This window comes from Christiangramia sp. 3-2217-3z (assembly GCF_051195275.1).
GTDB classification, from domain to species: Bacteria; Bacteroidota; Bacteroidia; order Flavobacteriales; family Flavobacteriaceae; genus Christiangramia; species Christiangramia marina.
Window position 1 is genome coordinate 173594 of the sequence record NZ_JBNJLI010000007.1, and the last position, 26386, is coordinate 199979.

At 38.3% G+C, this 26386-nt stretch carries 33 protein-coding genes; 23 read left to right on the forward strand and 10 right to left on the reverse strand.

Going from position 1 to position 26386, the window contains the following annotated elements; translation table 11 throughout:
* The first annotated feature begins 37 nt into the window (after positions 1-37).
* The 4 genes from ACSHZO_RS13200 to ACSHZO_RS13215 all read left to right on the forward strand — a co-directional run bounded on the left by ACSHZO_RS13200 (position 38) and on the right by ACSHZO_RS13215 (position 3371).
* Positions 38-1249, forward strand: a complete 1212-nt coding sequence (locus tag ACSHZO_RS13200) for a bifunctional alpha/beta hydrolase/OsmC family protein (RefSeq protein WP_298247705.1) — start codon at positions 38-40, stop codon at positions 1247-1249.
* A 102-nt stretch (positions 1250-1351) separates the two neighbouring features.
* The gene (locus tag ACSHZO_RS13205; protein WP_298247704.1) at positions 1352-1945 is read left to right on the forward strand and encodes a superoxide dismutase family protein; all 594 of its coding nucleotides are present in this window, start codon (positions 1352-1354) and stop codon (positions 1943-1945) included.
* Between the two features lie 89 nt (positions 1946-2034).
* Positions 2035-2565: an RNA polymerase sigma factor gene (locus ACSHZO_RS13210; protein WP_295179557.1), complete on the forward strand. Its 531-nt coding sequence runs from the start codon at positions 2035-2037 to the stop codon at positions 2563-2565.
* Between the two features lie 2 nt (positions 2566-2567).
* A complete protein-coding gene (locus ACSHZO_RS13215; RefSeq protein ID WP_298247703.1) occupies positions 2568-3371 on the forward strand; it encodes an anti-sigma factor in 804 nt (267 codons plus the stop codon).
* Positions 3372-3678: 307 nt separating this feature from the next.
* On the opposite strand, the gene ACSHZO_RS13220 is transcribed toward ACSHZO_RS13215, so the two are convergent.
* From ACSHZO_RS13220 to ACSHZO_RS13230, 3 genes are all read right to left on the reverse strand, one after another.
* Positions 3679-4377, reverse strand: coding sequence for a LytR/AlgR family response regulator transcription factor (locus tag ACSHZO_RS13220; RefSeq protein ID WP_435067268.1), 699 nt, complete (start codon positions 4375-4377; stop codon positions 3679-3681).
* 65 nt (positions 4378-4442) lie between these two features.
* A complete protein-coding gene (locus ACSHZO_RS13225; RefSeq protein WP_298247701.1) occupies positions 4443-4757 on the reverse strand; it encodes a 2TM domain-containing protein in 315 nt (104 codons plus the stop codon).
* Positions 4757-6082 (reverse strand): 2TM domain-containing protein, encoded by a 1326-nt coding sequence (locus ACSHZO_RS13230; RefSeq protein WP_298247700.1) that lies wholly within the window; start codon positions 6080-6082, stop codon positions 4757-4759. The genes ACSHZO_RS13225 and ACSHZO_RS13230 overlap by 1 nt, the downstream gene beginning before the upstream one ends.
* A gap of 172 nt (positions 6083-6254) precedes the next feature.
* Between ACSHZO_RS13230 and ACSHZO_RS13235 the strand changes: the two genes are divergently transcribed.
* Positions 6255-6689, forward strand: a complete 435-nt coding sequence (locus tag ACSHZO_RS13235) for a hemerythrin domain-containing protein (protein ID WP_298247699.1) — start codon at positions 6255-6257, stop codon at positions 6687-6689.
* Between the two features lie 32 nt (positions 6690-6721).
* Here the strand turns inward: ACSHZO_RS13235 and ACSHZO_RS13240 are convergent, their stop codons facing one another.
* Positions 6722-8029, reverse strand: coding sequence for an NAD(P)/FAD-dependent oxidoreductase (locus ACSHZO_RS13240; protein ID WP_298247698.1), 1308 nt, complete (start codon positions 8027-8029; stop codon positions 6722-6724).
* 125 nt (positions 8030-8154) lie between these two features.
* Here ACSHZO_RS13240 and ACSHZO_RS13245 point away from each other — a divergent pair, with 125 nt between their 5' ends.
* On the forward strand, positions 8155-8649 hold the full coding sequence (locus ACSHZO_RS13245) for an RNA polymerase sigma factor (protein WP_141877963.1): 495 nt from the start codon (positions 8155-8157) through the stop codon (positions 8647-8649).
* A gap of 6 nt (positions 8650-8655) precedes the next feature.
* Positions 8656-9291 (forward strand): hypothetical protein, encoded by a 636-nt coding sequence (locus tag ACSHZO_RS13250; RefSeq protein WP_298247697.1) that lies wholly within the window; start codon positions 8656-8658, stop codon positions 9289-9291.
* Between the two features lie 34 nt (positions 9292-9325).
* Here ACSHZO_RS13250 and ACSHZO_RS13255 read toward each other — a convergent pair whose 3' ends face one another.
* Together ACSHZO_RS13255 and ACSHZO_RS13260 are read right to left on the reverse strand one after the other, a co-directional pair.
* Positions 9326-10129 (reverse strand): lysophospholipid acyltransferase family protein, encoded by an 804-nt coding sequence (locus ACSHZO_RS13255; protein ID WP_298247696.1) that lies wholly within the window; start codon positions 10127-10129, stop codon positions 9326-9328.
* A 74-nt stretch (positions 10130-10203) separates the two neighbouring features.
* Positions 10204-10842, reverse strand: a complete 639-nt coding sequence (locus tag ACSHZO_RS13260; RefSeq protein ID WP_298247695.1) for an NUDIX hydrolase — start codon at positions 10840-10842, stop codon at positions 10204-10206.
* On the opposite strand from ACSHZO_RS13260, the gene ACSHZO_RS13265 reads away from it, so the two are divergent.
* On the forward strand, positions 10841-11614 hold the full coding sequence (locus ACSHZO_RS13265; RefSeq protein ID WP_298247694.1) for a peptidylprolyl isomerase: 774 nt from the start codon (positions 10841-10843) through the stop codon (positions 11612-11614). The two genes, ACSHZO_RS13260 and ACSHZO_RS13265, sit on opposite strands and share 2 nt — an antisense overlap.
* Here the strand turns inward: ACSHZO_RS13265 and ACSHZO_RS13270 are convergent, their stop codons facing one another.
* Entirely contained in the window at positions 11615-12328 is a 714-nt protein-coding gene (locus tag ACSHZO_RS13270; RefSeq protein WP_298247693.1) for an RDD family protein, read from the reverse strand.
* Between the two features lie 34 nt (positions 12329-12362).
* Between ACSHZO_RS13270 and ACSHZO_RS13275 the strand changes: the two genes are divergently transcribed.
* From ACSHZO_RS13275 to ACSHZO_RS13310, 8 genes are all read left to right on the forward strand, one after another.
* Positions 12363-13325: a stage II sporulation protein M gene (locus ACSHZO_RS13275; protein WP_298247692.1), complete on the forward strand. Its 963-nt coding sequence runs from the start codon at positions 12363-12365 to the stop codon at positions 13323-13325.
* Complete coding sequence (locus ACSHZO_RS13280) at positions 13318-14178, forward strand: hypothetical protein (protein ID WP_298247691.1); 861 nt, start codon at positions 13318-13320, stop codon at positions 14176-14178. The genes ACSHZO_RS13275 and ACSHZO_RS13280 overlap by 8 nt, the downstream gene beginning before the upstream one ends.
* Position 14179: 1 nt before the next feature.
* Positions 14180-14938, forward strand: a complete 759-nt coding sequence (locus ACSHZO_RS13285; RefSeq protein ID WP_298247690.1) for a DUF4129 domain-containing protein — start codon at positions 14180-14182, stop codon at positions 14936-14938.
* Entirely contained in the window at positions 14931-16136 is a 1206-nt protein-coding gene (locus ACSHZO_RS13290; RefSeq protein ID WP_298247689.1) for a DUF4350 domain-containing protein, read from the forward strand. The genes ACSHZO_RS13285 and ACSHZO_RS13290 overlap by 8 nt, the downstream gene beginning before the upstream one ends.
* Positions 16114-17118 (forward strand): AAA family ATPase, encoded by a 1005-nt coding sequence (locus ACSHZO_RS13295; protein ID WP_295181903.1) that lies wholly within the window; start codon positions 16114-16116, stop codon positions 17116-17118. Before ACSHZO_RS13290 ends, ACSHZO_RS13295 begins: the two co-directional genes overlap by 23 nt.
* The gene (locus ACSHZO_RS13300; protein ID WP_298247688.1) at positions 17118-18452 is read left to right on the forward strand and encodes a DUF58 domain-containing protein; all 1335 of its coding nucleotides are present in this window, start codon (positions 17118-17120) and stop codon (positions 18450-18452) included. The genes ACSHZO_RS13295 and ACSHZO_RS13300 overlap by 1 nt, the downstream gene beginning before the upstream one ends.
* Before the next feature lie 94 nt (positions 18453-18546).
* A complete protein-coding gene (locus ACSHZO_RS13305) occupies positions 18547-18960 on the forward strand; it encodes a DUF2141 domain-containing protein (RefSeq protein WP_298247687.1) in 414 nt (137 codons plus the stop codon).
* A 118-nt stretch (positions 18961-19078) separates the two neighbouring features.
* Positions 19079-20038 carry a LysR substrate-binding domain-containing protein gene (locus tag ACSHZO_RS13310; protein ID WP_298247686.1) on the forward strand — a complete coding sequence of 320 codons (960 nt, stop codon included), beginning with the start codon at positions 19079-19081 and terminating at the stop codon, positions 20036-20038.
* 26 nt (positions 20039-20064) lie between these two features.
* Here ACSHZO_RS13310 and ACSHZO_RS13315 read toward each other — a convergent pair whose 3' ends face one another.
* From ACSHZO_RS13315 to ACSHZO_RS13325, 3 genes are all read right to left on the reverse strand, one after another.
* Positions 20065-20262, reverse strand: a complete 198-nt coding sequence (locus tag ACSHZO_RS13315) for a hypothetical protein (RefSeq protein WP_295181896.1) — start codon at positions 20260-20262, stop codon at positions 20065-20067.
* 133 nt (positions 20263-20395) lie between these two features.
* Positions 20396-21196 (reverse strand): TIGR00266 family protein, encoded by an 801-nt coding sequence (locus ACSHZO_RS13320; RefSeq protein WP_298247685.1) that lies wholly within the window; start codon positions 21194-21196, stop codon positions 20396-20398.
* 60 nt (positions 21197-21256) lie between these two features.
* Positions 21257-21718 (reverse strand): DUF4442 domain-containing protein, encoded by a 462-nt coding sequence (locus ACSHZO_RS13325; RefSeq protein WP_141877979.1) that lies wholly within the window; start codon positions 21716-21718, stop codon positions 21257-21259.
* A gap of 165 nt (positions 21719-21883) precedes the next feature.
* Here ACSHZO_RS13325 and ACSHZO_RS13330 point away from each other — a divergent pair, with 165 nt between their 5' ends.
* From ACSHZO_RS13330 to ACSHZO_RS13360, 7 genes are all read left to right on the forward strand, one after another.
* The gene (locus ACSHZO_RS13330; RefSeq protein ID WP_298247684.1) at positions 21884-22009 is read left to right on the forward strand and encodes a hypothetical protein; all 126 of its coding nucleotides are present in this window, start codon (positions 21884-21886) and stop codon (positions 22007-22009) included.
* Positions 22010-22028: 19 nt separating this feature from the next.
* The gene (locus ACSHZO_RS13335) at positions 22029-22565 is read left to right on the forward strand and encodes a DUF4870 domain-containing protein (RefSeq protein WP_298247683.1); all 537 of its coding nucleotides are present in this window, start codon (positions 22029-22031) and stop codon (positions 22563-22565) included.
* A complete protein-coding gene (locus tag ACSHZO_RS13340; protein ID WP_026915958.1) occupies positions 22562-22906 on the forward strand; it encodes a PadR family transcriptional regulator in 345 nt (114 codons plus the stop codon). Before ACSHZO_RS13335 ends, ACSHZO_RS13340 begins: the two co-directional genes overlap by 4 nt.
* A complete protein-coding gene (locus tag ACSHZO_RS13345) occupies positions 22899-24671 on the forward strand; it encodes a PspC domain-containing protein (RefSeq protein WP_298247682.1) in 1773 nt (590 codons plus the stop codon). The genes ACSHZO_RS13340 and ACSHZO_RS13345 overlap by 8 nt, the downstream gene beginning before the upstream one ends.
* A gap of 1 nt (position 24672) precedes the next feature.
* Positions 24673-24828, forward strand: a complete 156-nt coding sequence (locus ACSHZO_RS13350; RefSeq protein ID WP_298247681.1) for a hypothetical protein — start codon at positions 24673-24675, stop codon at positions 24826-24828.
* 219 nt (positions 24829-25047) lie between these two features.
* On the forward strand, positions 25048-25890 hold the full coding sequence (locus ACSHZO_RS13355; RefSeq protein WP_298247680.1) for a GIN domain-containing protein: 843 nt from the start codon (positions 25048-25050) through the stop codon (positions 25888-25890).
* Between the two features lie 77 nt (positions 25891-25967).
* On the forward strand, positions 25968-26270 hold the full coding sequence (locus ACSHZO_RS13360; protein ID WP_298247679.1) for a hypothetical protein: 303 nt from the start codon (positions 25968-25970) through the stop codon (positions 26268-26270).
* Positions 26271-26386: the final 116 nt, after the last annotated feature.

Genomic DNA, 26386 nt, shown 5'->3' on the forward strand with positions numbered 1-26386 from the left:
TACAAAATAAAGTATCTTAAAAAAATAAAATTGATACATGAATAAGAAGGATATAAGCTTTAAAAATGCAGACGGTAAAGAACTGAAGGGAGTTCTGGAATTACCACTAAATGAAACCCCTACAGACTTTGCGATCTTTGCCCACTGTTTTACCTGTAACAAAAATTTTCATGCTCCTACCAATATTAGCCGAACGCTGGCGTCACATGGTTACGGAGTTCTTAGATTCGATTTTACGGGCCTGGGAGATAGTGAAGGAGATTTTGAAGACACCAACTTTTCGGGGAATGTAGAAGACCTAATTTCGGCAGCTAAGTACCTGGAGGAAAATTATCATGCACCTAGCATCATGATTGGACATTCACTAGGAGGAGCTGCAGCCCTATTTGCCTCAAAACAGCTGGAAAGTATTCGCTGTATGGTCACTATAAATGCACCTTCCAATCTTACCCACGTAAAATCTCACTTTAAATCCAATATGAAGGAGATCGAAGAACAGGGTTATGCCGAAGTGAATATTGGCGGTAGAGAATTCAGGATCAAACAGCAATTTGTGAAAGACCTGGATGATAATGAGGATGCTACAGCGCTTCAGGAAATTAGAAAGGCTTTATTAATATTACATTCTCCTCAAGATAATATTGTATCCATAGATCATGCTGAAGATTTGTATAGATCTGCCTGGCATCCAAAAAGCTTTGTGAGCCTAGATGGTGCAGATCATATGCTGAGTGATAAGAGTGACTCCTTGTATACAGGAAACCTAATTGCTACCTGGGCTGCACGTTATATAGATTCCGAAGAAAAGGAAGAGCTAAGTACAGATCATGAGGTAGTAGCGAACCTTGGTGAACATGGCTATACTACCCAGATTAGAACGGGGAATCACAGTTTTATAGCAGATGAACCTGCTAAAGTTGGTGGTGCAGATCTTGGTCCTACTCCTTACGAGTTAGTTTCAGCAGGACTTGCCGCCTGTACCTCCATGACTATTCAAATGTATGCACATAGAAAAAACTGGAGTATTCAGAATGTAGAGACGCATGTAAGTTATTCGAAAAAGCATGCTGATGACTGCGAAAATTGCGAAGATGCCGGTGCTAAAATTGATACTTTCGAAAGAGAGATCTCGATCAAAGGTGATCTCGATGAAAAGCAACTGGAACGTGTGCTGCAGATCGCAGATAAATGCCCGGTTCATAAAACCTTATCCTCTACAGGGAAAATAAATTCAAAATTGCGTGATTAAGTGAGTATGGTTCTATTGTTAAGCTCTCCTTAAACTTTTGGCTGCACATGACATTAGGACTAATTTAGACCTGTAAACCGAATTTTAACCAATCGATACATTATGAAACGTATTAGTTTATCTCTAGTTCTTTGCGCCGGATTAGTTTTCACAGGATGTAAGAACGACAAGAAAGAAAAAGAAATGGATGACCAGAATGAGACCGAAATGTCTTCAGAAATGGACAGCCAAAAAAATGAAGAAAAGAAGAAAGCAAAAGTTACTTTGCAATCTGTTAGCAATTCAGACCTAAGCGGTAATGTTGTATTCACCCAGGAAGATGGTGAAGTCTCCATGACTGCAATTATTAGTGGTCTTGCTGAAGGAACTCACGCTATTCACATTCACGAGAAAGGAGACTGTTCTGCAGCAGATGGTAAGTCTGCCGGTGGACACTGGAATCCAACTGGTGAAGACCATGGAAAGTGGGGTGATTCAGAAGGTTTCCATAAAGGTGATATAGGAAATTTCGAAGTTGATGAAAATGGAAATGGAACTGTTAATCTTACTACAGATGAGTGGTGTCTAGATTGTGGTGACAAGAATAAAGATCTTGCAGGAAAAGCAGTGATTGTTCATGATGGTGTAGATGATTATACATCTCAACCTTCAGGAGCTGCCGGAACCAGAGTTGGTTGTGGAGTTATTGAAATGTAATAAGCAAGAAATATTATTTAAAAGCGGCTATTTGGCCGCTTTTTTTATACCATATTATGAACTATATTTAATTTTTCTAAACATTATTTATGCAGCAGGACGGTTTAATCCTTGAACTTCAGAATGGTAATCAAAGAGCTTTCGAAAGAATCTATGAGCTTTATTCTGAAAGTGTTTACGGTATTATATTCAGTATAGTGAATGATCAGGATATAGCAGAGGAAATATTACAGGATGTCTTTTTAAAGATCTGGAATAACGCTTCATCCTATAATTCAAGCAAAGGCAGGTTTTTTACCTGGATCTTAAATATCGCCCGGAATGCTTCTATAGATCAGCTTCGCTCTAAGAGACACAAGAACAGCCAGAAAAACCTGACAGCAGATAATTTCGTAGATATTCTGGAAAGCAAGTCTAACTTTTCTGCTCAGGCCGATGCCATAGGGATTCAGAAATATATTGATGTTTTAAAGCCCGTGTGTAAAAAATTGATAGACCTGCTGTTCTTTAAAGGATTTACACAGAAGGAAACAGCGGAAGAGCTGGATATGCCTCTGGGCACGGTTAAAACCCGGAACAGAGCATGTATTAATTCCCTTCGGAATATGTTAGCTGAATAAGAATGGAAATCAAAGAATACATAGAATCTGGAATATTAGAGCTTTATGTTTATGGAGCTTTAACCGAAACTGAAAGCAGGGAAGTATCTGCAGTACTCAAGAAACATCCTGAGGTTGAAAAGGAAGTTGAAGAGATTGAGGCTGCATTGCTTAAACTTTCGGCAGCAACAGCTCCTTACAACCCGGAGGCCTTGTTATCCAGTATAAAAGCGAAACTATCCCGAAAAGGTGGTCGTGAAGTAGTTACCATGGAAACTGAAAGTAGAACACCATGGGTATCTTTTATTGGATGGGCAGCCAGCATCTTATTACTACTTGGTTTATTCTTCCTGTTTGAAGATAATAACGATCTAAGAGAGCAACTGAATTCTGAAAAAGTTCGCAGTGCCAGAATGGAACAACAAATTGTTGATATTCGTGAAGACGCAGAAAAAAGCGAAGATCTTCTTGCCATTCTTAGAAGTAAGAATGTTTCAAGGGTGAGCCTGCAAGGTCAGAACGTAGCTCCTGAAGCATATGCAGCGGTTTACTGGAACAAAGAAGACAACAAAGCATATATTGATGCCAAGGAATTACCAGAACCTCCAAGAGGTAAAGTATACCAGGTATGGTCTTTAAAAATGAATCCTTTAACAACAACGAGTATAGGTCTTCTGGACTCTTACGCAGTAGACGACAACAAAATATTCGAGCTTGAAAACGCAAACCAGTCTGAAGCTTTTGGTATCACACTGGAGCCGGAAGGTGGTAGTGAATCACCAACTATGGAACAACTCTATGTTCTGGGTGCGGTATCAGCTCCATAACAAATATCAGATTATAAAAAATTGAAACTCCGCGTAATTACGCGGGGTTTATTTTTATGGATTTTATAATTCATTCTAAACCTTTTATAAATTAATAAGCCCCACGCGAAGGCGTAGGGCTTACTTTGTAAACGTTAGAAGGATTTCCGAGGGTCCTCACTCCTAACATCTAACCAACCAAAAAAATCAAAAACTCAAATCGACATAATTCGACCAAAAATTATTTAAACAAACCGAGTTTATATATCAAGATATACGGAAGCTTCTTCCTTGCGGTTTTAAAATAATCATCTTTAACATTTCAACATCAATTGTTTAGCCATGATTTAAAGTCCTTAACCCGCTCACGGCTTACAATGATCTGAAATTCAGTAAAGTTTTCGATCTTCACTTCAAGTCTTGAATTGGAATAGGTTAGTATATCTTTGATCGCTTTAATATTTAGGATGCATTTTCGATTCACGCGGTAGAATTTTTCAGGATCTAACTCATCCTCCAATTGTTCTAGCGGAATATCGACCGGATAATTCCTCCCGGAATAACAATGCATATAGGTTGCTTTGTTTTCAGAATAAAAGCAGGCGATATCGCTGGCTTCTACGAGTTTTAAGTGCTGTCCTACCTGAGCTGTAAATCGGGTTTTATATGTCTTCAAAGAAGATTGTCCAGTAAGCATACTTCTAATTTCCTGCAGGTCCAGCCCTTCCTTCTTCCTTGTACTTTCAAACTTCGTGATCGCTGCTTCCAGCTCCTCGTCGTCTATTGGCTTCAAAAGGTAATCGATACTATTTAATTTGAAGGCTTTCAAAGCATATTCATCGTAAGCCGTCGTGAAGATAATAGCACTTTTTGGAGAAACCTGTTCAAAGATCTCAAAAGAGAGTCCGTCGCTTAACTGTATGTCCAAAAATATAAGCTCAGGATCTGGATTATTCTGAAACCACTTCACAGCATCACTAACCGAATGTAGCATCACTTCCGTAGTCATTCCCAGATTAGTCAGCATTCTCTGCAAGCGTCGTGCGGCAGGTTTTTCGTCTTCAATAATTACTACTTTCGTCACAGTCCAGATTATTTCCAAAGTTGCTTTTTGTCTTTTTCCATGATCTCTTTGATCTTACGCTCTTCCCAAGATTTTCCGAAGATAAAATTTGGACCAAATACGCTGGCCCAATGAGCGAATAAACCTATCCCCCAAAAGAATAGTGTAGAATAATTCTGCCACCTGGTAAGCCCCTCTTCGAAACCTGTCTGGCGTGTACTTACCACGAATATTGCAATATTAACGAATATATATACGATAAGGTGAACGTAAAAACCTTTGATGTCTTTGATCCTTTTCTGCGCCTGCTTGTAGCGCATATCTTTTCTATAATCGATTTCCATTAGTTCCAGCTATTATTTTGTTGTTGATCTTTTTCCATTAATTCCCTGATCTTACGCTCTTCCCAGTCAGATCCATATCCAAATACTGAAAAGCCGTGAATGGTCAATCCAATTCCCCATCCAAATAATGGAAACCAGAACCACTGGAAACCCCAGTAAGTAAAATAATTTATAAATATTAGAAAAGGGATTACTACGCAGTAAGATATAAGGTTTCCATAAAATTCCTTGATCTCCTTTACTCTCTGTTTTGCCTTGAAATACGCATTTTGTTCGTTGATAGTGGTCGATTCCATAATTGATATTTGTTTAGTTAGTATTGGAAGTTTCACCTTGAAGTGATCCTCATTTTGTTCGATTAAAACTTTACGATCGGTCACCACATCATAGCGGTTAACGATATTCTGAAGCCCTACACCCTTGCGATCACTCAGAACTTCTTTTTTCTGAAAATTGTTCTGTACAACCAGGTAACCATTTTCCTCAGTAATTTTAATATTTAAGGGCCTGCTTTCGCCTACCACGTTATGTTTGATGGTATTCTCGAGTAACAGCTGTAATGATAATGGGACAACTTTTGCTTCTTCTGAAGATAATTGCTCTGGCAATTCAAAAAAGATACTGTCTTCAAAACGCATTTCTAGCAATTTCATATAGGTCCTGGCAAATTTCAGTTCTTCTGAAAGTGGCACCAGATCTTTATCCTTCTGTTCCAGCACATATCGGTAGACTTTGGATAGTGAGGTAGTAAAACGTTGAGCCTGGTAAGGATTTTCATCTATTAATGAAGCAAGAACATTCAGACTATTAAATAGAAAATGTGGATCTAATTGATTTTTTAATGCGTCAAATTTAGCTGAAGCAGTTCCTGCAATGATCTTTTGCTCCTTAACTCTCTTCTCCTGAAGCGCTTTATAAAAATAGATAAGATGAAAAACAAGGGTGACGATCGTGGTAAATAGTAGCGGAAAGAAATAATAGCTAAGATTTTCATTCTCCAGGAATTCAGGTATAGGCTGTTTCCCAAATACAGTTTTATCAATAAGCCGGCATAGAAAATATCCCAGCAAGGTCAATATGATCGAACCGGAAGACGCTATAAAGGCCCTTTTAGGTCCGGCATCCTTCCAACCTACTTTTTTATTAAAGTAATAGAAGTAAAGTATATTAATTGTAGTAAGTACGAATGAATAGAAGAAGTACATGGCCAGGTTCTCCCAGTCGGCAAGTGCCTTGAAGCTGAATCCATTAAATGTAGCATCCAGTAGAGCTATGACTAAACTCACAATAACACTGATCTTTAATATTTTTAATAAGTTCTTCATTTGTATAAATCTATGTCAAAGATGTACTCTTTCTGTCTTTTACTGAAAGTTTTATTACTGAACTGTCATTTCAACTGTCTGAACTGTTAGAAGCATATCAATGTATTCTGTAAATTAGAAAATCTTTAACATAAAATGAATAACTTGGAAACAAATCATAAAATTCTAAAGCATGACAATTTTTGAAGCACTTAGACAGGAGCACGAAATACAGCGTGACCTGATCGATAAGCTTATAAAAACCGAAGGGAAAACTGAAGAAAGAAAAAAGATCTTTGAAGATCTAAAACATGAATTGAAGATTCATGAAGATGCTGAAGAGCGCCATTTTTATATTCCGCTAATGGAAAAGGACATGACCCAGGAAAAGGCAAGACATAGTGTTGCAGAGCATCACGAAATGGATGAACTAGTGGAACAACTGGAAGATACTGAAATGGACGCTTCGAACTGGTTGAAGATCGCCAAAGATCTAGAACATCAATTGATCCATCATCTTGATGAAGAAGAGCAGGAAGTATTTCAATTAGCTGGAAAAGTACTTACCGAAAATCAAAAAACTTCTTTAGCTTCAGATTATAATAAGGAGATCAAAGAAAGAAGATAAATAATAAAAGGCTGTCATAAGACGGCCTTTTATTATGCTTTATCCTTATCCATGGACATTCGTTCTTCATGACCTTTAAACGGTCTAATGATCAATCGTGCAGCCTTGTCAAAGTTCACGTAATTATATAACCAGTTAAAGAATGTAACGACGCGGTTACGAAAGCCCACCAGAAACCATAGGTGCACGAACATCCAGACGAACCAGGCAAAGAAACCTGAAAATTTCCATTTATGCAGGTCTACAACTGCCCTGTTTCTACCAACAGTAGCCATAGTTCCCTTATCAAAATAATCGAAAGCTTCCAGAGCTTCTCCTTTAATCAATCTCTTAATATTTTTCGCGAGATGTTTACCTTGCTGTATAGCAGGTTGAGCCACCATAGGATGACCTCTCGGGAAGTCTTCGGTAGCCATTAAAGCGATATCACCAATGGCAAAAATATTTTCATAACCGTTGATCTGGTTGAAGGCATTCACCTCATAACGGTTCGCTTTTTCCACCATGGCTGAAGCATTCAAACCTTCTACAGGTGCTCCTGTCACTCCGGCAGACCAGATAAAAGTTTCCGTTTTAAGAGCCAGTTCCGTATTAGTTGTTACCAGGTGACCATCATAATTTTCAACCATCGTATTCAGGTGTACTTTTACACCTAGTTCTTCCAGCATTTCCTGAGCCTTTTCAGAAGCATGTTCACTCATAGGAGGTAATACCCTACCCATTCCTTCCAGAAGATGAATGTTCATTTCATTTGGATCCAGATCAGGATAATCTTTGGGTACTATATGATTTCGAAGTTCTGCAATTGCACCACTAAGCTCTACACCAGTAGGTCCTGCGCCGGCAAGCACAAAATTCAGTAATGATTTACGTTTTTCAGGATCATCTGTGATGGTAGCCTGCTCCAGATTTTCAAGAATAAGACTACGGATATTCAGAGCCTGCGGAACAGTTTTCATCCACATTCCATGTTCTTCAATACTATCATTTCCGAAGAAATTAGTTTTTGAACCTGTCGCGATGACCAGATAATCGTAGATAATATCACCAATACTTGTATGAACGGTATTTTTTTCCGCAGAAATTGATTGTACCTCCGTAAGTCTGAAAAAACATCGATCACTGGAACGCGTAATTTTTCTTAATGGATAAGCGATCGAATCTGGTTCCAGTCCCGAAGTGGAAACCTGGTAAAGCAATGGCTGAAAAGTGTGGTAATTATGGCGATCCAGCAAGACCATTTGCACGTCCTGCTTCAATAAATTTCTTGCCAGTGCCAGCCCGGCGAAGCCACCGCCAACTACTACAACTCTAGGTAAATCAGACTTTGGAATAATCATTTTCGGTTGGTTTTATTCAAATTTAAGATTCTTAGAAGCAAAGAAAGATGGATTAACTATAAATTAAAGATTTTTGTAACGCTACAAGCTTTTTATCTACCTATTAGTGCTAACCAAGAAGATTCGTGAACAAAGACCTAGAACATCAGTTTGTAACAAACCTGGAACAAAACCAGAACATTGCACACAAAATCTGCCGTATCTATACCAATGATCAGGAATCACATAATGATCTTTTTCAGGAAATTACGATACAGTTATGGAAAGCTTACCCCAAGTTCAGGGGAGATTCAAAGTTTAGTACCTGGATGTACAGGGTTGCTTTGAATACAGCGATCACGCTCTACCGAAAAAAGAAGAAAAGTATACGAACCCAGGATTATGATAGTGTACACTTTAAAATAAAAACCGAAGCTTATGATGATACTGCGGAACAACATTTGAAACTAATGTATGATGCGATCAAACAATTGAACGATATCGACAAGGCACTGGTCTTTCTTTATCTTGAAGATAAAAATTATGCCGAGATCTCTGAAACTCTTGGGATCACCGAAGTTAATGCACGTGTAAAAATGAATAGAGTGAAAACGAAATTACAAAACATTATAAATCCTTGATTGGGTATGGATAATTTAGATCTATTAAAAAAGGATTGGAAGAAGCAGGAGAAGTCTATTCCCCAGCTGTCTTACGACGAGATATATAAGCTTATCTGGAAGCATTCTTCTTCGATCGTGAAATGGATATTCTTTATAAGTATTATCGAGTTTGGACTTGGAGCAGCATTGAATATATTTGTCACAGATGATGAATACTGGGCTAAACTGGAAAAATATAATCTTACATTATTCTCAATTATAACGTATGTGGTTTCTTACCTAATCACATTTTATTTTATCTATAAATTCTATAAAAATTACCGCGCGATTAATGCTACAGATAGTGCTGCAGTTTTAATGAAGACCATTTTAAAAGTTAGGAAAACCGTAAAATATTATATAGGCTTCATACTAATTTCCAGTGCTTTTGTTTTTATATTTTCCATTATAATCGTTTTTAGAACTCATGCAATGACCCCAGAAATTGCAGATCCAGATATGGCTTTCGATTGGAAGAATTGGGTACTATTTATTGGAGGGATTTTACTCCTACTTGCAGTCATACTCGGAGTGATCTGGTTGATCTACACGCTGGTGTACGGAATCCTGCTTCGAAGATTGCACCGAAATTACAAGGAATTGAAAAAGTTAGAAATGTAAATGTAAAAGCCGGAATCAATTCCGGCTTTTTTTATTAATATCCAAAACGTCTCTGTTCGTTCAGGTCTTCCATGGCCTGAATTTCTTCGGAAGGAATTACTTTCAGGAATGAAGGATGTTGTTCAATCGCATATTCCAGTTTCTTTACAATCTCTTCAATACTGTCATTCTCATAATCAAATTCCAGAGGTTCCTTAATCTGAAATGTTTGCAGTATCCCACGTTTTTTGATTCTAAGTCCTTTTTTATCAAATGATCTTCGGAAGCCATCGATCACAATCGGGATCACGATAGGTTTATGATTCTTAATGATATGAGCCGTTCCTTTACGGATAGGTTTAAAAGGTTTCGTCGTTCCCTGCGGAAATGTGATCACCCATCCATCATTGAGCGCCGTACCAATGTTTTGAGTGTCATTGGGATTAACATCTCTTTTTACCTCCTGCCCTTTTGCTCTCCAGGTTCGTTCCACAGTAATAGCCCCGGCATAAGCCATGATCCTGGTTAAAAGTCCGGCTTTCATCGTTTCCTTAGCAGCTACATAGTAGATATTTAGTTTTGGCTGCCAGATATAACCCACGTTTTTTATACTATCTACCCGCCCGCTCAAACTTGCATTGAAGACATGGAACATTGCCGTAACATCAGCAAAATATGTTTGATGATTGGAAACAAAAAGTACGTTGGTATCTGGTAGATTCTTGATGATCTCAGAGCCTTCTATCTGCAATTCATTATATCCACGATAGCGTCTGTGAGTTAAAACACCAAAAATGCGAATAAGCCACTTCTTCAAGAACTGATAATGTCCAAACGGATTTTTTTTAAACAATCCCATGCTACTTATTTTATCCTATTGAAGATTTTTAGATTTCCTTAACAAACCGGGCAAATATAGTAATATCTCTCAACTTAAATCTTAAGCAACATTTCCCGAACTTCAGCGAGCATCATTCCAGTAGCTCCCCACACAATCTTATTATTCAGTTTATAAGCTGGCACTTCAATTTCAGTGGCATAAGAAGTACTTAGAGTCTCGTTTATTAAATTATTATCATCCAGAAATTCACTTAAAAGTACCTCCATAATTTCTTCTACTTCAGATTCCTGCGGAATAAGTTCTGGAGTATGATCCAGCATTCCTATGAATGGATAAACCCAGAAATTGGATGGCGGAATATATAATCTGGACAATTTTGCGATCACTTCTACTGAATTTTGTGGAACTCCTACTTCTTCTTCAGTTTCTCTTAGAGCGGTATGTTCCATGTCCCTGTCTTCCTGTTCTACCCGACCACCTGGAAATCCTACCTGATTAGAGTGAACTCCCTTATAAGTTTTCCTAAGAATCAATACCATCCGGGTTTTTTGCTGCAGGTCTGGATAGAATAACGCCATGACCCCAGCTTCCTGAGGATTTAGCTGCTCCATATCCAGCTCCTCCAATTCCTTAATTCTCATCATTGGAGCCAGTTTTCGATGCGCCTCCTCTCCCGGCAACGTCATTTTTTTTAACTTTGAAATCCTGTTTTTAAAATCTTTGAATTCCATGTTTAGAAAGTCTCTTTTACTAACAATTTTTTCAGTTCTCTTTTTCGCAAGTTGTGAAGATAAGCAAAGTTCCTCAGAAAAGTCGGCTAATCCTACTGCAGAAGAGCTTGAGCTTCAAAGAAAAAAAGACTCTACGCAGCAGGCCAGAGATAGTATTTTGAAGATCCGTAAAGCAGAAATTAAAAAAGCAAATACCAAAACCGAATTCGAAAAAAATGACATGTATCCTATCGTCCAGGAAGAACTGATGCCAGTCTTACGCAAGTACGGTAATGAGCATCATGAAACCAGGATCAGGATCAAAACAAAATTCGGGGATATAGACGTTGAGTTATATCAGGATACCCCTTTACACCGGGCAAACTTCATCATGCTTGCAAAAAATGATTATTTCGATAACACTTTTTTCCACAGGGTTGCACCGGGTTTCGTGATACAGGGTGGAAATGCAGACAACCAGATCACTGCAGATAATCGTGGTGATGTGGGAAGCTATTTGATCCCCAGTGAGTACGAAGCAGGACATCAACATAGTTACGGAGCCTTTTCTGCTGCAAAGTATGCAGAGCAGAACGTTAGTAAAGCCTCTTCTCCTTTTGAATTTTTTATTGTTATGGATAAAAATGGAACTCCGCATCTAAACAATGATCATACGGTTTTTGGTCGTGTAATAAGAGGTATGGAGATAGCTGAAAAGATCTCCCAGGTTAAAACTGGAGAATCTGAATGGCCTGTCGATAATGTTGAAATGGATATAGAAATACTGAACTAATTACTGGCTAGTGTAATAATTATAATCGGTTACCACTCTATCCAGAAACTCCATAGGTCTTTCTTCAAATTTCACATCCAGTAATTCAGCTACTTTTTGACTAAGGTTCAGGATGATATGGTGATGCCCTTCAGCTTTAGCAGTCCGGTATAAATTCTTTATTTCTTGCACATCTTGATCTGATAGCACCGTCACCTGTGGATATTTAGGAGTATAATCTTCAGAAAAACTAGCACCGAGCGTATCCTCTATACCAAATTTCTTTTTTTCAGTAATAACCGTTGTACCCGCTGCAAGATCTCCAAGTCGCTGCCCTTTGCCTGTAAAAAGGATTGTTACTACCGCAACAGCACCGCTACTCGCCGAAATATCGATCAATCGAAGTAACCAGCGGGTTAGATAATTAGAAAATGTTGGCCGACTACCATCCTTACGTACCACGCGAATATCTAGGATTGCCTTTCCTGGAGTTTGCCCGTTCCAGAAAGTTTCCCATAGCAAATAATACAACATGGTGGGAAGCCCAAGAACTGTATAATACATCCACTGGTCTCCTGCTCCATTGGTCGCCCCTGCGATGATCAGACCAGAAAGGATCATGTAGATCACGATAATAGCGAGATCGATAAAAAAAGCAAGGATCCTCTCTCCCACTCCCGCAATATTGTGCTGAATATTGATATTTTGGGCAGTTTCGATTTGAAAATTATCCATTAAATATGTTACTTTGGTTCAATTAAATTTAAGAATGCGCGAGGCAGCTTTTGTAAGGCAAAATAAAGATAAATGGGTCAAGTATGAAAGTCTGCTTCAGAAATATAAATCGCTGAATCCAGATCAACTATCCAATCTTTACGTAGAACTTAGCGATGACCTAAGTTACGCTTCAACCTTTTATCCTGGCTCAAATACCGTTCAATACTTAAACGGATTAGCAACTACTGCCCACCAGAAGATCTATAGAGCGAAAAAAGAATCTAAAAGCAGGTTCTTAACGTTCTTTACTAAAGAATTCCCGCGGGAATTTCATAAGCACCAAAAGCAACTTTTATGGAGCTTTCTAATATTTGCAGGTTTTAGCCTGGTTGGTGCTTATAGTGCGGCTACAGATGGTTCATTTCTAAGATCTATTCTAGGCGATGCTTATGTGAACATGACGCTTGAAAATATTGCGAACAAAGATCCAATGGCTGTTTATAAACAGGCTTCAGAAACAAATATGTTCCTGGGTATCACCATCAACAATATTCGCGTAGCGTTAACAGCATTTTCACTCGGTGTTCTCGCCGGGATTGGTACTGTTTTCGTGATGATGCAAAACGGAGTTATGCTGGGCAGTTTTCAATATTTCTTTTATGAACAGGGTTTACTCTGGGAATCTGCCAGAACGATCTGGATCCATGGAACGATAGAAATTTCGGTTATTATTGTAGCTGGCTGCGCAGGCCTGGTCGTTGGAAAAAGTATACTTTTCCCGGGAACTTACAGGCGGCTGAAATCATTCACTATGGGAATCAAGGACGGACTCAAAATTGTAATTAGTACAGTTCCGTTTTTCATCATAGCCGGATTCCTGGAGGGATTTGTGACCAGGATGACTCAAATGCCAGACTGGCTTGCCATCATTATCATAAGCTTATCATTACTACTAATCATATACTACTACGTTATTTACCCAATCCTATTATCTAACAAAATCAGAAATGCATAACAACCACATCATTTTTAAACAACAGCGAGAACTTGGGGAGATCCTGAGTGCTACTTTTAAATTTATTAGAGAGAATTATAAAACCGGACTGCGATTATTCTTTAAACTTGTAGGCCCCTCATTCATTCTACTGGTTGCTGCAATTACTTTTTACACCTATACTACATTGGGGAGTAGCCTTTTTACCAATGGGAACCTGGATGCTTCCAACGTGATCATTGCGCTGGCACTGCTAATGATCGCTTACCTTGCCTATTTCACCTCTATGACCGGGACTATGAACCATATGATCCTGTCGTATATAAATAACGACGGAATGATAAAAGATGAGGAGGTTAAAAATGGCCTGAAACAGGACTTCGGAAAGATCCTGTTATTATCTATACTTACAGGTATTATAACATTCGCAGCGTTCATGTTCTTTGTGATTCCTGGGATATATGTATTTGTTCCATTGTCGCTGGTTACAGCGATCCTGGTCTTCCGAAGAAATGGAGTAACTGATAGTATTTCTGAAAGTTTTCAGCTGGTTAAGGACAACTGGTGGATGACCTTCGCCACGCTTCTTTGTATATACCTGCTGATATATGTTATCGGACTCATCTTCCAGCTGCCTGCACTAATTTATATATTCATTCGCGCTTTTACGGTAGCTTCAGAATCTTCTGCAGCAGAACCTCAGGACATGTTTGGAACTGGGTATGTGATCATCAACGCGATCTCTTCAGCAATACAATATATCATTTATAGTATGACCGTAATTGGGGTTGCCTTTGTATACTTTCATCTAAACGAAAAGAAAAATTTTACCGGTACTTACGAAACAATTCAAAACCTGGGAAACAACCGATAGTTTGAAGTTATACCTGCTGTATTTTTTAATTCTTCTGAGTCTTACTCAGGAGTTACGCGCTCAAGAGGATTCAATATTCAGGAGAGATATTCAGGTGGAAAAGTCTGAAGATCTTGTTCCGGTTGAATTCGATGCTACTGAAATTGAAGAATATAAAAAGCAGGATGAATATAATTATATTGAGAGTACAGAGGAAGATAGCTGGTGGGTTCGATTTAAAAAATGGCTGAACCTTAAGTATAATCAGTTTATAAACTGGCTTTTTGGAAATTATGATGCGAACGGAATCCTGGCATTCTTTATAAGGATCTTCCCGTACGTAATTATTTTCGCCGTTCTGGCTTTGATTGTCTGGTTATTCACCCGGCTTAATCCAGGTGCTAAGATCCTGGCAGAACCCGGAAAAAGTAAAGTCATTCTTAGCGAGGAAGAGGAACTGGTAAAAAATGAAGATCTAAGCAGTCTCATTAGTAAGGCAGTTTCAGAAGAAAACTACAGGTTTGCTGTGCGTTATCAATATTTGAGAAGTTTAAAATTGCTGGATGAAAATGATTTTATTCAGTATGAATTTCAGAAGACCAATAAAGAATATTTACAAGAGATCCCAGAAGAGCGATTACAACAGTTATTTGCAGAGGTCACTAAGTTCTATGAGTTTATCTGGTATGGTAACTTCAAGGTTTCTTCCGCAGATTATAAAATAGCCGCAAATGGATTCAGCAAGATCGAAAATGGATTAAAACCGGTCAAAAATGCATAGAACCTACAAGTTTGCGATCGCACTTTTCGTACTAGTGGTCATTGTACTAACCTGGCTGGAAACATCGGTAAAAGAAGAGATTAACTGGAATCCAAGTTATACACATTATGATGAAATTCCGCTTGGCTCCAAGGTTTTTTATGAAAGCTGGAAACGAACTTCGGGGGATAGCCTGGAAATGCTCAAAATCCCGCCTTATGAATTTTTAAATTCTGAAGAGGCTAAAGGCACCTATTTCTTTTTTAATAAAGGTGTTGGTTTTGATGATGATGAGCTGGATCATTTGCTGAACTGGGTTGCTGAAGGAAATACTGTATTTATATCAGCACATGACTATAGTCAGAATTTGAAAGACACTTTAAAGATCGAAACAGGTTCTGAAATTGATGTAGATGGTTTTACTGAAGCTCAGGATTTAAACTTTTATAATCCGAGGATAAAACTGAAGGATGATGCCTTATTCGATAAGCAGGTAACGAAATCTTTTTTTACTGAAATTGATACCTTAAACCATCAAGCATTAGGATTTACCCGCAAAGACAAACTGTTGCCCAAGGTCAATTTTATAAGAGCAGACTTTGGAGAAGGAGCGATTTTCGTACATACAGCACCGCAGGTTTTTAGTAATTACTTCATGCTGAAAGAGGATAATTATAAATATACCGGTAATCTTCTGGCTTATATCCCAGCTGGAAAAGTGTACTGGGATGCGTATTATAAATCTGGAAAATCTTTCTACAGTTCTTCGCTATATATTCTACTGAATAACAGATCTTTAAAATGGGCTTATTATGCTGTGCTTTTTTGCATCGTGCTGTATATAGTCTTTGAAGGCAAAAGAAAGCAACGAGCAATTCCGGTTATAGATCCTCCAAATAACCGATCTTATGAGTATACCGCAATTATCTCGAGTTTGTACCTGGAACAAAATCGATTTCAGGAACTGGGAGATAAAAAAATTGCGTTATTTTTCGAATTTATCCGCCGGGAATATCGTCTGGAAACTTCAAAAATAGATGCTGAATTTAAACAGGATCTGGCTGCCAAAAGCTCAAATTCACTAGGAGCAACCAACGATCTTTTCAAAAAAATAGAATCATTTCAAAATAATAAGAATAGCACAAAACAAGAGTTTCTGGAGCTAAGTACTTATATTAATCATTACAAATTTACCGATGGAAAATCAGGAACAACATAAGCCACAGGACGAATTAAAATTTGAAAACAGGATTCCACTGGAAGGCCTGAAGTCTTCTGTGGATAATCTAAAATCACAGCTGGGAAAAGTGATCGTAGGACAGGAAAATTTCGTAGAACTTTTGATCGTTGGCTTACTTGCAAATGGACATGTGCTTATTGAAGGTGTTCCCGGAGTTGCCAAGACGGTTACTGCGAAGTTATTTGCAAAAAGCCTCAAAACCGACTTTAGTAGAATTCAATTTACGCCAGATCTTATGCCCAGTGATGTTCTGGGGACTTCGATCTTCAATGTAAAAACTTCAGAATTTGAATTTAAGAAAGGTCCTATTTTTTCGAACGTTGTACTTATTGACGAGATCAACAGAGCTCCGGCAAAAACACAGTCGGCTTTGTTTGAAGTTATGGAAGAAAGACAGGTTACCATTGATGGTAATTTGTATCCTATGCAACCACCTTTTATGGTGCTGGCCACACAAAACCCTATAGAACAAGAGGGAACCTATGCCCTGCCCGAAGCTCAACTGGATAGATTTTTATTCAAGATCAAGGTAGATTACCCAAAACTGGAAGAAGAGATCGAAATTTTAAAGGGTCACCATCTCAGAAAAGGCTCTTTGCCGGAAGCTGAAATTTCACCGGTTCTCGATCCCAATGAGATCGCTAATTTACGCTCCCAGATTCATGAGATCGTACTAGAAGACAAACTGATGAACTATATTGCAGAACTTGTGATGAAAACGAGAAATCATTCTCATCTATATCTTGGCGCAAGTCCTAGAGCTTCCATAGCAATCATGAATGCTTCTAAAGCATACGCCGCCATCAATGGTAGAGATTTTGTAATTCCTGAAGATATTAAAAACGTACTGAAACCTGTATTAAGTCACAGGCTTATACTTTCTCCAGATAGAGAAATGGAGGGAATGAAAGCTGAAGACGTCGTAGATATGATCACTCAATCTGTAGAAATTCCCCGATAGTGCTGAAGTTTCTGAAAAGTCTATATTTCAAAGAACTATTCTTCTATTGCCTGATAGGAATCGCTATTTTATTCCTGATCTCGTTCTGGGTGGATTGGCTTTACAGCATTACCTGGATCATCAGCATGATACTGGCAGTAGCGACTTTACTAGACATGATCGCATTATATTCTGGAGAAGCAGTGATAGCAGAACGCATACTTCCTGAGAAATTTTCCAATTCAGATCCTAATCAGGTAATTCTGAAACTTCGGAATAACTATAGGTTTTCGGTTACAGCTGAAGTGATTGATGAAGTACCACTGCAGTTTCAGAAAAGAGATTTTTTAAAAAGTAAAAAGCTCGGCTCCCGTTCCGAAGAAAAATTAGAATATGAATTGATCCCGCTGGAACGAGGAGAATACATTTTCGGTAACCTGAATATTTATATTTCTAGCAAGCTGGGACTTGTAAAAAGAAGATATATTACTGGCAAAGAGCAGTATGTAAAAGTCTATCCTTCTTTCGTACAAATGAAAAAACTGGATTTTCTCGCCTTGGATCAAAAGATCAATTTGCAGGGAATGAAACGTATAAGGCGGATTGGACATACGATGGAATTCGAACAGATCAAAGAATATGTTCGTGGCGATGATGTAAGAACAATCAACTGGAAAGCAACAGCGAAGCAAAACGCCTTGATGGTTAATCAATTCCAGGATGAGCGTTCCCAACCGGTTTATAGCATCATTGATACGGGAAGGGTCATGAAGATGCCTTTTGAAGGTTTATCATTGCTGGATTACGCTATCAATAGTTCCCTGGCGTTTTCTAATATTGCACTCCGCAAAAAAGATAAGATTGGCTTGCTGAGTTTTAGTAATAAAGTGCATGGGATTCTGAAAGCCAGCTCGAGACTAAGCCAGCTGCAACAGATCATGGAGTCCTTATATCGTGTAGACACAGGATATCTGGACAGTGATTTTAACATGCTATATTCCCGGGTTCAAAAAAGTATTACCCATCGTAGTCTTGTAATGCTGTACACCAATTTCGAACATATGAGTGCATTGCAAAGGCAGCTACCTTATTTAAAAGCGATCAGTAAAAAGCATTTGCTGGTAGTCATATTCTTCGAAAACACTGAAATTAGCAGACTTACCGAACAATCCACAGAAAAGGATATTTCTACCATGGCACACCAGACGATTGCTGAGTCTTTTCAACATGAAAAGATCATGATGGTCAAGGAGCTAGAAAAATTTGGTATTCAGACCATACTTACTCCTCCAAAAGATCTAAGTATCAATACGATCAATAAATACCTGGAAGTAAAAGCTCGTGGACTCATATAAACGGTTCAGCATCAATATTCGACAGTTCAGATATAATTACTTATAAACAAGGAGGTTATGATATACATTTGAAATGTAATTAAAACCAATCCTTATGAAAACTGTATTATTATTACTCGCATTATTTATTGGTAGTCTATTAAATGCACAGACTGCAACTACTCACGAACTTGAAGTAACGATCCCGAATGTCACAAACGACAATGGTGAAGTGCTATTCGCACTTTACAAGGAGGAAAACTTTATGAGAGAACCTTCATTTTCTCAAAAATCTACTATCAAAGACGGGAAAGCAACGGTAAAATTTGAAGATCTGCCAGAAGGAGAATATGCGCTGGTCGTGATGCACGACGAAAATAGCAATGGTAGAATGGATTTCGAAACCAATGGAATGCCTACGGAAAGTTATGCTACCAGCGGAGAGAGCAAATTCATGGGACCGCCAATGTGGAGTGATACCAAATTCAGGCTGGATAATTCCACAAGAAAATTAAGCCTGAGGTTCTAAGACCTCATAGAAACGTCTCATAACCCACCAATTGGTGGGTTATTTGCATAGATAAAACAAAGTTAAAGCCTATCTGAAATAGGAAATTCTTATACATTTGTAGTTCAAATCTATTCATATGACAATTACCCAATTGCATTATGTTTTAGCAGTTGCTGAACATAAGAATTTTACCAAGGCCGCTCAGAAAGTTTTCGTTACTCAGCCAACGCTGAGCATGCAGATCCAGAAGCTGGAAGAAGAACTGGACATTACTATTTTTGACCGAACCAAGAAACCGATTCAGCTTACAGAGGTTGGGCAGAAGATCGTTCATCAGGCTCGTAATATTGTGAACGAGAGCGACCGGATCAAGGATATCGTAGATCAGCAAAAGGGATTTATTGGCGGAATATTCAGATTAGGAGTGATCCCTACGATCATGCCTACATTGTTACCTATGTTCATAGGTAATTTTATGAAGAAATTTCCGAAGGTAAAATTGAAAATAGAAGAGCTGCATACTGAAGCGATCATAGAAAAACTAAAGGAAGGACATCTGGATGCAGCAATCGCTGCTACTCCACTTCAAATTGACGGAATTAAGGAGAATGTGCTTTATTATGAGCCCTTTGTCCCCTATATTCCGAAGGAAATGGACATGCACACCAATGATAAGATAGATATAGATAGTCTTGATATCAATAAGATACTACTGTTGGAAGATGGTCATTGTTTTAAGGATGGGATCATCAATCTTTGCAAGGCAAACCGGGAATACGATGACGATCAGCTACAACTGGAAAGTGGTAGCTTCGAAACACTTATCAAACTGGCCAATGAAGGTCTCGGGATGACGCTACTTCCCTACCTGCACACATTGGAACTTAAAGATTCTGAAAAAAAGAACTTAAAAATGTTCAACGATCCTGTTCCTGCCCGGGAAGTGAGTTTAATTTATAATCGTAGTGAATTAAAAATGCAGATCATAGAAGCTTTACGCAGTACCATAGCCAGCGTGGTAAAAGGCGCCATTACTTTCCAGAATGTAAAGATCATAAGTCCTTTAAATCATAAAAAGGATTTTCAGAAGAATTAAAAAAGCGGCTAATAGCCGCTTTTTATTTAAGTGTTCAAATAAATTAAACATTGATTTAATTCAGGGTTCTGTTTGGTTAGTGCGAGAATCCAGAGTCGTAACTCATCTATCTCGTGTGGAAGCAATCTATCGATCGCTTTCTTAACTTCTCTACAGAACAAGCTTGGATCAAAACTTACTTTATCAAGTATCGTCTTGGTGTATTCAAACATCGCTCTCGCCATATTATGAAGTATTTAAGTTTAAGATTAGGTTAAAAATAAATGTAGAGATGTACTATAAGCATTTAAATTTTTAGTTAGAACAATATAGCTATTTTAAGAACAGCGTATGAGTTTTTGTTAATTTTTTAACAAATTAAAACCTATTATCGCCGCTTAAGACATCACCAATTCCTCCAAGTAAACTACCTTCTCCTTTATCCTTTCCACCCATTTGCGGCGCTGCCTGTAACACTCGATTGGCGAGCCTGCTAAAAGGTAATGACTGTATGTAAACCGTACCCGGACCAGTAAGCGAAGCGAAAAATAATCCTTCCCCTCCAAATATGGTATTTTTAATTCCACCTACAAATTCTATATCATAATCTATGGTTTGGGTAAAACCTATGATACAACCGGTATCGACCTTTAACTTCTCACCAGGACCCAATTCTTTTCTAGCCATTGTCCCACCAGAATGAACAAATGCCATTCCATCTCCTTCGATTTTCTGCATGATAAAACCTTCACCTCCAAAAAATCCGCGACCAAGCTTTTTACTGAATTCTATACCAATAGCCACACCTTTGGCTGCGCATAGGAAAGCGTCTTTCTGGCAAATGAATTTACCATTAAATTGAGTGAGGTCTATAGGAATGATCTTGCCAGGATAAGGTGAGGCAAAGCTTATACGTTTCTTTCCCTGAATTTCGTTGGAAAAGATGGTCATAAACAAACTTTCGCCGGTAAGTAATCTCTTTCCAGCTCCAAGGACTTTTCCAAGGAAACCTTCGTTCTGTTTGGAACCGTCCCCAAATATGGTATCCATTCGTATACCATCGTCCATCATCATAAAGTTTCCAGCCTCGGCAATTACCGCTTCCCTTGGATCAAGTTCAATTTCTACATATTGCATTTCTTCTCCGAAAATCTGGTAATCTATTTCATGTGCATTCATAGTGATTAAATTTTGATTGATGCTTGTTCTATATGATGAGTATCACTTTTAAGAGCAGTGTTACTTTCTTTGTTTAAGTTTAACAGTCCATTCAAATTCAAAAACCGATACTTCAACGCCCTCCTCATTAAGTCCAATTGCTTTCATCCACATGGTTTGTCCTTCTCCGGTAGCAATCGTTCGTTCAATGGCCTCCTTCACTTTCTGTCCATCATGACAGGTAAATCTTATTTTTCCAGTGGCCTTCTTCGAGAAAACCGACTTGTTCTGTGCCACCAGCATGGAGATTTTTTTACCGGAATCCTGGATCTTTCCCATAACAAGAGCTCCCGTACTAAGCTCTGCAGCCATTGCCTGCACAGCAAAATACATGGAATTAAAAGGATTTTGATTGATCCATCGATGGGTAACACCAACAGCACATTCGGTTTCATCTATATGTTTAACTCTAACACCACACAACCAGGCACTTGGAAGTTTAAGCATTAGAAAAGAATTCAGTTTAGAGGGATTTAGCTTCATGAGCAGAGTTTATTATCAAATTTTCATAAAAATATGAAATAACAATGAGACCGTAAATCTTAAATAATTGTTAACTTCTAGTACTTTGCTTTGCATAATACCTTCTTTTAGATATATATTTGCATAAGAACCTAATAGGTATAAAATCATCAAAATCAAAACATCATGAAAAGATCAATCAAAAAACAGTCAGTCACCAGCGTTTTACCTGGAACATTAGCAGATAGAATCAAAATCTATGTTACCATCTTCGCCATCTACGTGTACGTTTTCCGCACGATCATTCTTTAATAGTTTTAAATCTCTAATCATGCAGGACAATAGCGCTCATAAAAACCGTACTCTAACTACTGTACTCCATCTATCGGTATTTACGAAGTATTTTATACCACTGGGTAATTTCATTTTCCCTATGCTACTCTGGTTAAGCCATAAAGAAGATGCATTTGTGGATCGTCATGGAAGAAATGCTTTGAATTTTCAAATCAGCACTTTTCTGTATACGGTATTACTGGTAGCTATTGGAGGTGCTACTTTCTTGTACTTTGCTTTAAAATTCAATTTAGTAGAACCTTTAATGACCAATGATTGCTTTGAAGTCAACCAGTTTTCAGAAGCATTACCTTTTATCATCATCATGGGTATTCTGGGAATATTATTACTTGGACTGTTTGTTCTGGAAATCTTTGCAGTCATCTCTGCAAGTCTTTCAGCAAACGAAGGAAAAGAATATTGCTACCCGCTAACCATCAATTTTTTAAGTTCGGATAAACCGAAAGAAACAAATCATCAAAATCATCAATCAAAAAATGAACAGTTTAATGACACCCAAAAACAAACACTATGAAGATTGAAAATACCAAAGCCCAGATGCGTAAGGGTGTATTGGAATATTGCATTCTCTCGGTTTTAAGAGACGAAGATGCCTATGTGGCAGAAATTCTGGACACATTAAAAGACGCAAAACTACTGGTAGTTGAGGGTACGATCTATCCCTTATTAACCAGGTTGAAAAATGCGGGACTTCTTAATTATCGTTGGGAAGAATCAACAAGCGGGCCGCCACGTAAGTATTACGGACTTACCGAAACAGGAAAAATATTTCTCAGGGAATTAACGGGTACCTGGAATGAATTACAAACTGCCGTTAACATCGTAACCACTCAAAAAAAGAACAATCATGAATAAGACAGTTAACATAAATCTTGCCGGCGTTTTCTTTCACATAGATGAGGATGCTTATGCCAGACTTCAACGATATTTGGAGACTATCAGGCATTCGTTTTCAAATACGCAGGGTCGTGATGAGATCATCTCAGATATCGAAGCTCGTATTGCTGAATTGTTCAATGATAAAGTGAAGAATGACAGGCAGGTTATCAGCATTAAAGAAGTAGAAGAAGTTATCACGATCATGGGGCAACCTGAAGATTATATGGTCGATGAGGAAATCTTCGAAGATGAACCAACGACCACTCACAGGTCTGCAAGAACTCGTGGAAAACAATTATACCGTGATACTGAAAATGGATTCGTTGGTGGTGTGTCCTCAGGACTTGGTCATTACCTGGCGATCGATGCCATCTGGGTAAGATTGCTTTGGGTCTTGCTTACGATCTTTTCCAGTGGTGGTTTTCTATTGATCTACATCGCGTTCTGGATCTTCGTTCCGGAAGCAAAAACTACGGCAGATAAACTTGCCATGCGCGGTGAAGAAGTAACGGTTAGTAACATCGAAAAGAAGATTCGTGAGGGTTTTCATGATGTTTCAGACAGTATAAAAAATGTTGACTATGATAAGTTCGGGAAAAGAGCGTCTGCTGGAGCAACCTCTGCAGCAACCACATTAGGGAATATTATCAAGCTCTGTCTGAAACTATTTGTGAAATTTATCGGGATCATCCTAATCCTTTTCGCCGGTTCCACTCTTATTGCACTATTCGTTGGATTATTTGCAGTTGGAACATTCGGGATCGTTGATGCACCGTGGACTGAATATATAGATGTGGTGAATAGTGGCGCTCCTATATGGCTAACCTCACTGCTTGTATTTTTCGCAGTTGGGATCCCCTTCTTCTTCCTGTTCGTTCTTGGATTGAAGATACTGGTAAGAAACTTGAGATCTGTAGGTAGAATTGCCCTATTGACATTACTCGGAGTCTGGTTAATCTCGATCATTGGACTATCAGTAATTGGTATTAGCCAGGCGACCAACCGTGCTTTTGATGGTGAGGTTGCCACAACAGAAACTTTAAAGGTGACTTCAGCAGATACTATCTACCTGCGTATGAAGCATAATCCTGAAATGAGTAACAGAACCAGAAGATCATCAGATTTCAGAATTGTCTATGAAGAAGACACCAAAATGATCGTTGGAAATGACATCAGGCTTATCGTTCGATCTACCAGAGATTCCGTAGGAAAAATGGAGATATTAAAGTCGGCTGAAGGTAAAAACTACAACGAAGCCAGGAATCGAGCCAAGGCGATACGTTACGGTCGCAGCCTGGTTGGAAATGAACTTTTGCTAGATAGTTATTTTATAACAGATGCAAAGTCTGGTTACAGAGATCAGGAAGTGCAAATCACTTTATATCTGCCTGAAGGCACCACTCTATATGCTGATGATAATACTTCTACCTTTCACAGAAATACCGATTCTTACGAAGACATTTTGCATAATGGCGAAGAAGAGCATTTTCTGAAGATCATCGACGGTGGCACCAGCTGTGAAGATTGTCCTGTAGAAGATGTTTGGGATGACGATAGTGGTGACTGGGATAGCGAAGATACCTGGGAAGACGATTATGATACTTCAGATGACTTTAATGCAAGAGTAGACGTTAATAGTGAAGAAGTTAATATTAGACTGAACGATAACGGCGTGGAGATCCAGGATAAGGATGGCGACCGTGTAAGAATAGACAGTAACGGAGTACAAATACAGAACTAGTATGAGCTCACTAATCAACCTCGTCATTAGCTTTTTTGTTGGATTGATTTTATACATTCAGCCCGTAAACAAAGAAACTGTGAACATTGAAGAACCACTCAACAGTACTGAAATATTTCAGAAGCTGGAAAATTACCAGAAGATTCTGGATAGTTGAAAATTTGAAGCCTCCCATGTGGAGGCTTTTTTCTTTATATCTTTTGAAAATTCTTCCGCTAAGAAATACCTGAGTTCAATAATATGTGCTGCCCGATACGCCTGTAACCATGATTTTTCTCTCTGATTTACGGGCTTTGTTATAATAAGTCCTATCTTTTGCAAAAAAGTATCTGAAGGGTCAAATCTGAAAGATCGAATAGGAAAACATACAAATATCATGCTAAAGAAACTTCCATTACTACTATTAATCGTTTTATGTAGTTGCAATGCCCAGGACAAGGTAAAGGGTAGCCGAAACGTAAAAACCGAACAATATGATCTCGAAAAATTTCACTCGATCCAGATCAAAGGAGAATTTGAAGTCGGAATCCTAAAGGGAAGAAGATCCATGATCGAGATAGAAGCTGATGATAATATTCATGATCTCATTATGACTGAAGTTCTTGACGGAACACTTTATATTAAACCCATCAAAAAACTTTCCCGTACCAAGAAACAGGAATTAAGAATTACTTTTTCTGATACCTTAAAAAGTATACTTATAGGTGGTGACGTGGAACTCGAATCTCTACAGGATCTTTACGTGAATGATTTCAAGCTTGAAACAGGAAATGACGCCAAAGCTTTTTTAACACTTACGGCCAGTAAATTCAATTTTATTCACAAGGATGATGCAGAAGCTGAACTGAACGTTACCGCCCAGGAAATTGTTTGTCAGCTAAATCAATCTTCAAAGGTTGAGGCGCTCTTGAATGCTCCCAATGTTGAGATCGATATTTACGAAAAAGCATCTGCCAGAATAGACGGTGAAACACAAATTTTCAATTTAAGAGCAGACCAATCATCTAAATTTGATGGTGAAAATTTTAGCAGCTTCAAAACTGAAGTGCTGGCACAGGAAGATTCATCATCCAAAGTAAATGTGAGTGATACGTTGAATATTACTGCTTCAGGAAAAAGTGAGATCGAAGTATTTAATACACCGGTAATCAAATTGTTACAATTTTCAGATGAAGCGAGTTTGTCTAAGAAAGAATTCAGCAAGGGTCTGTTTAAATAAATGCTAAATTTTGATCCTTAATTCATTCTGAATAAGTGGATTGAATAAATTTGTTGCCAATTTAAATTAAAAGAAAAATGAAAATTATCACCAAAAATATTGTCTTTGTATTGCTATTATCTCTGGCTTTAGTGTCTTGTAGAGATGAGCAGGATACAGAAGAAGAGAAATCTGAAGTTGAAAGAATGATGGAGGATCCCAATAATAAAGTTGAAGTCAAAGATGGCGGAGACAAGATCAAGATCGAAACTCCAGAGGGAGATGAGATCAAGATCAAAAATGATGATGGCGAGTATAAGAAGAAAGTTGACAGAGCCGATGGTTCAGAAACAAAGATCAAGGTTGACGATGGAGAGGTAAAGGTGAAGACCGACAATTAAAATCCTGAGTTAGTATCAAAAAAAAGTCCCGCAATTGCGGGCACTATATTAAAAACTGTGTAAGTATTGAATAACGGGGTTTGTTAGCCCCGTTATTTTTTTAACCTTGCCTGCAA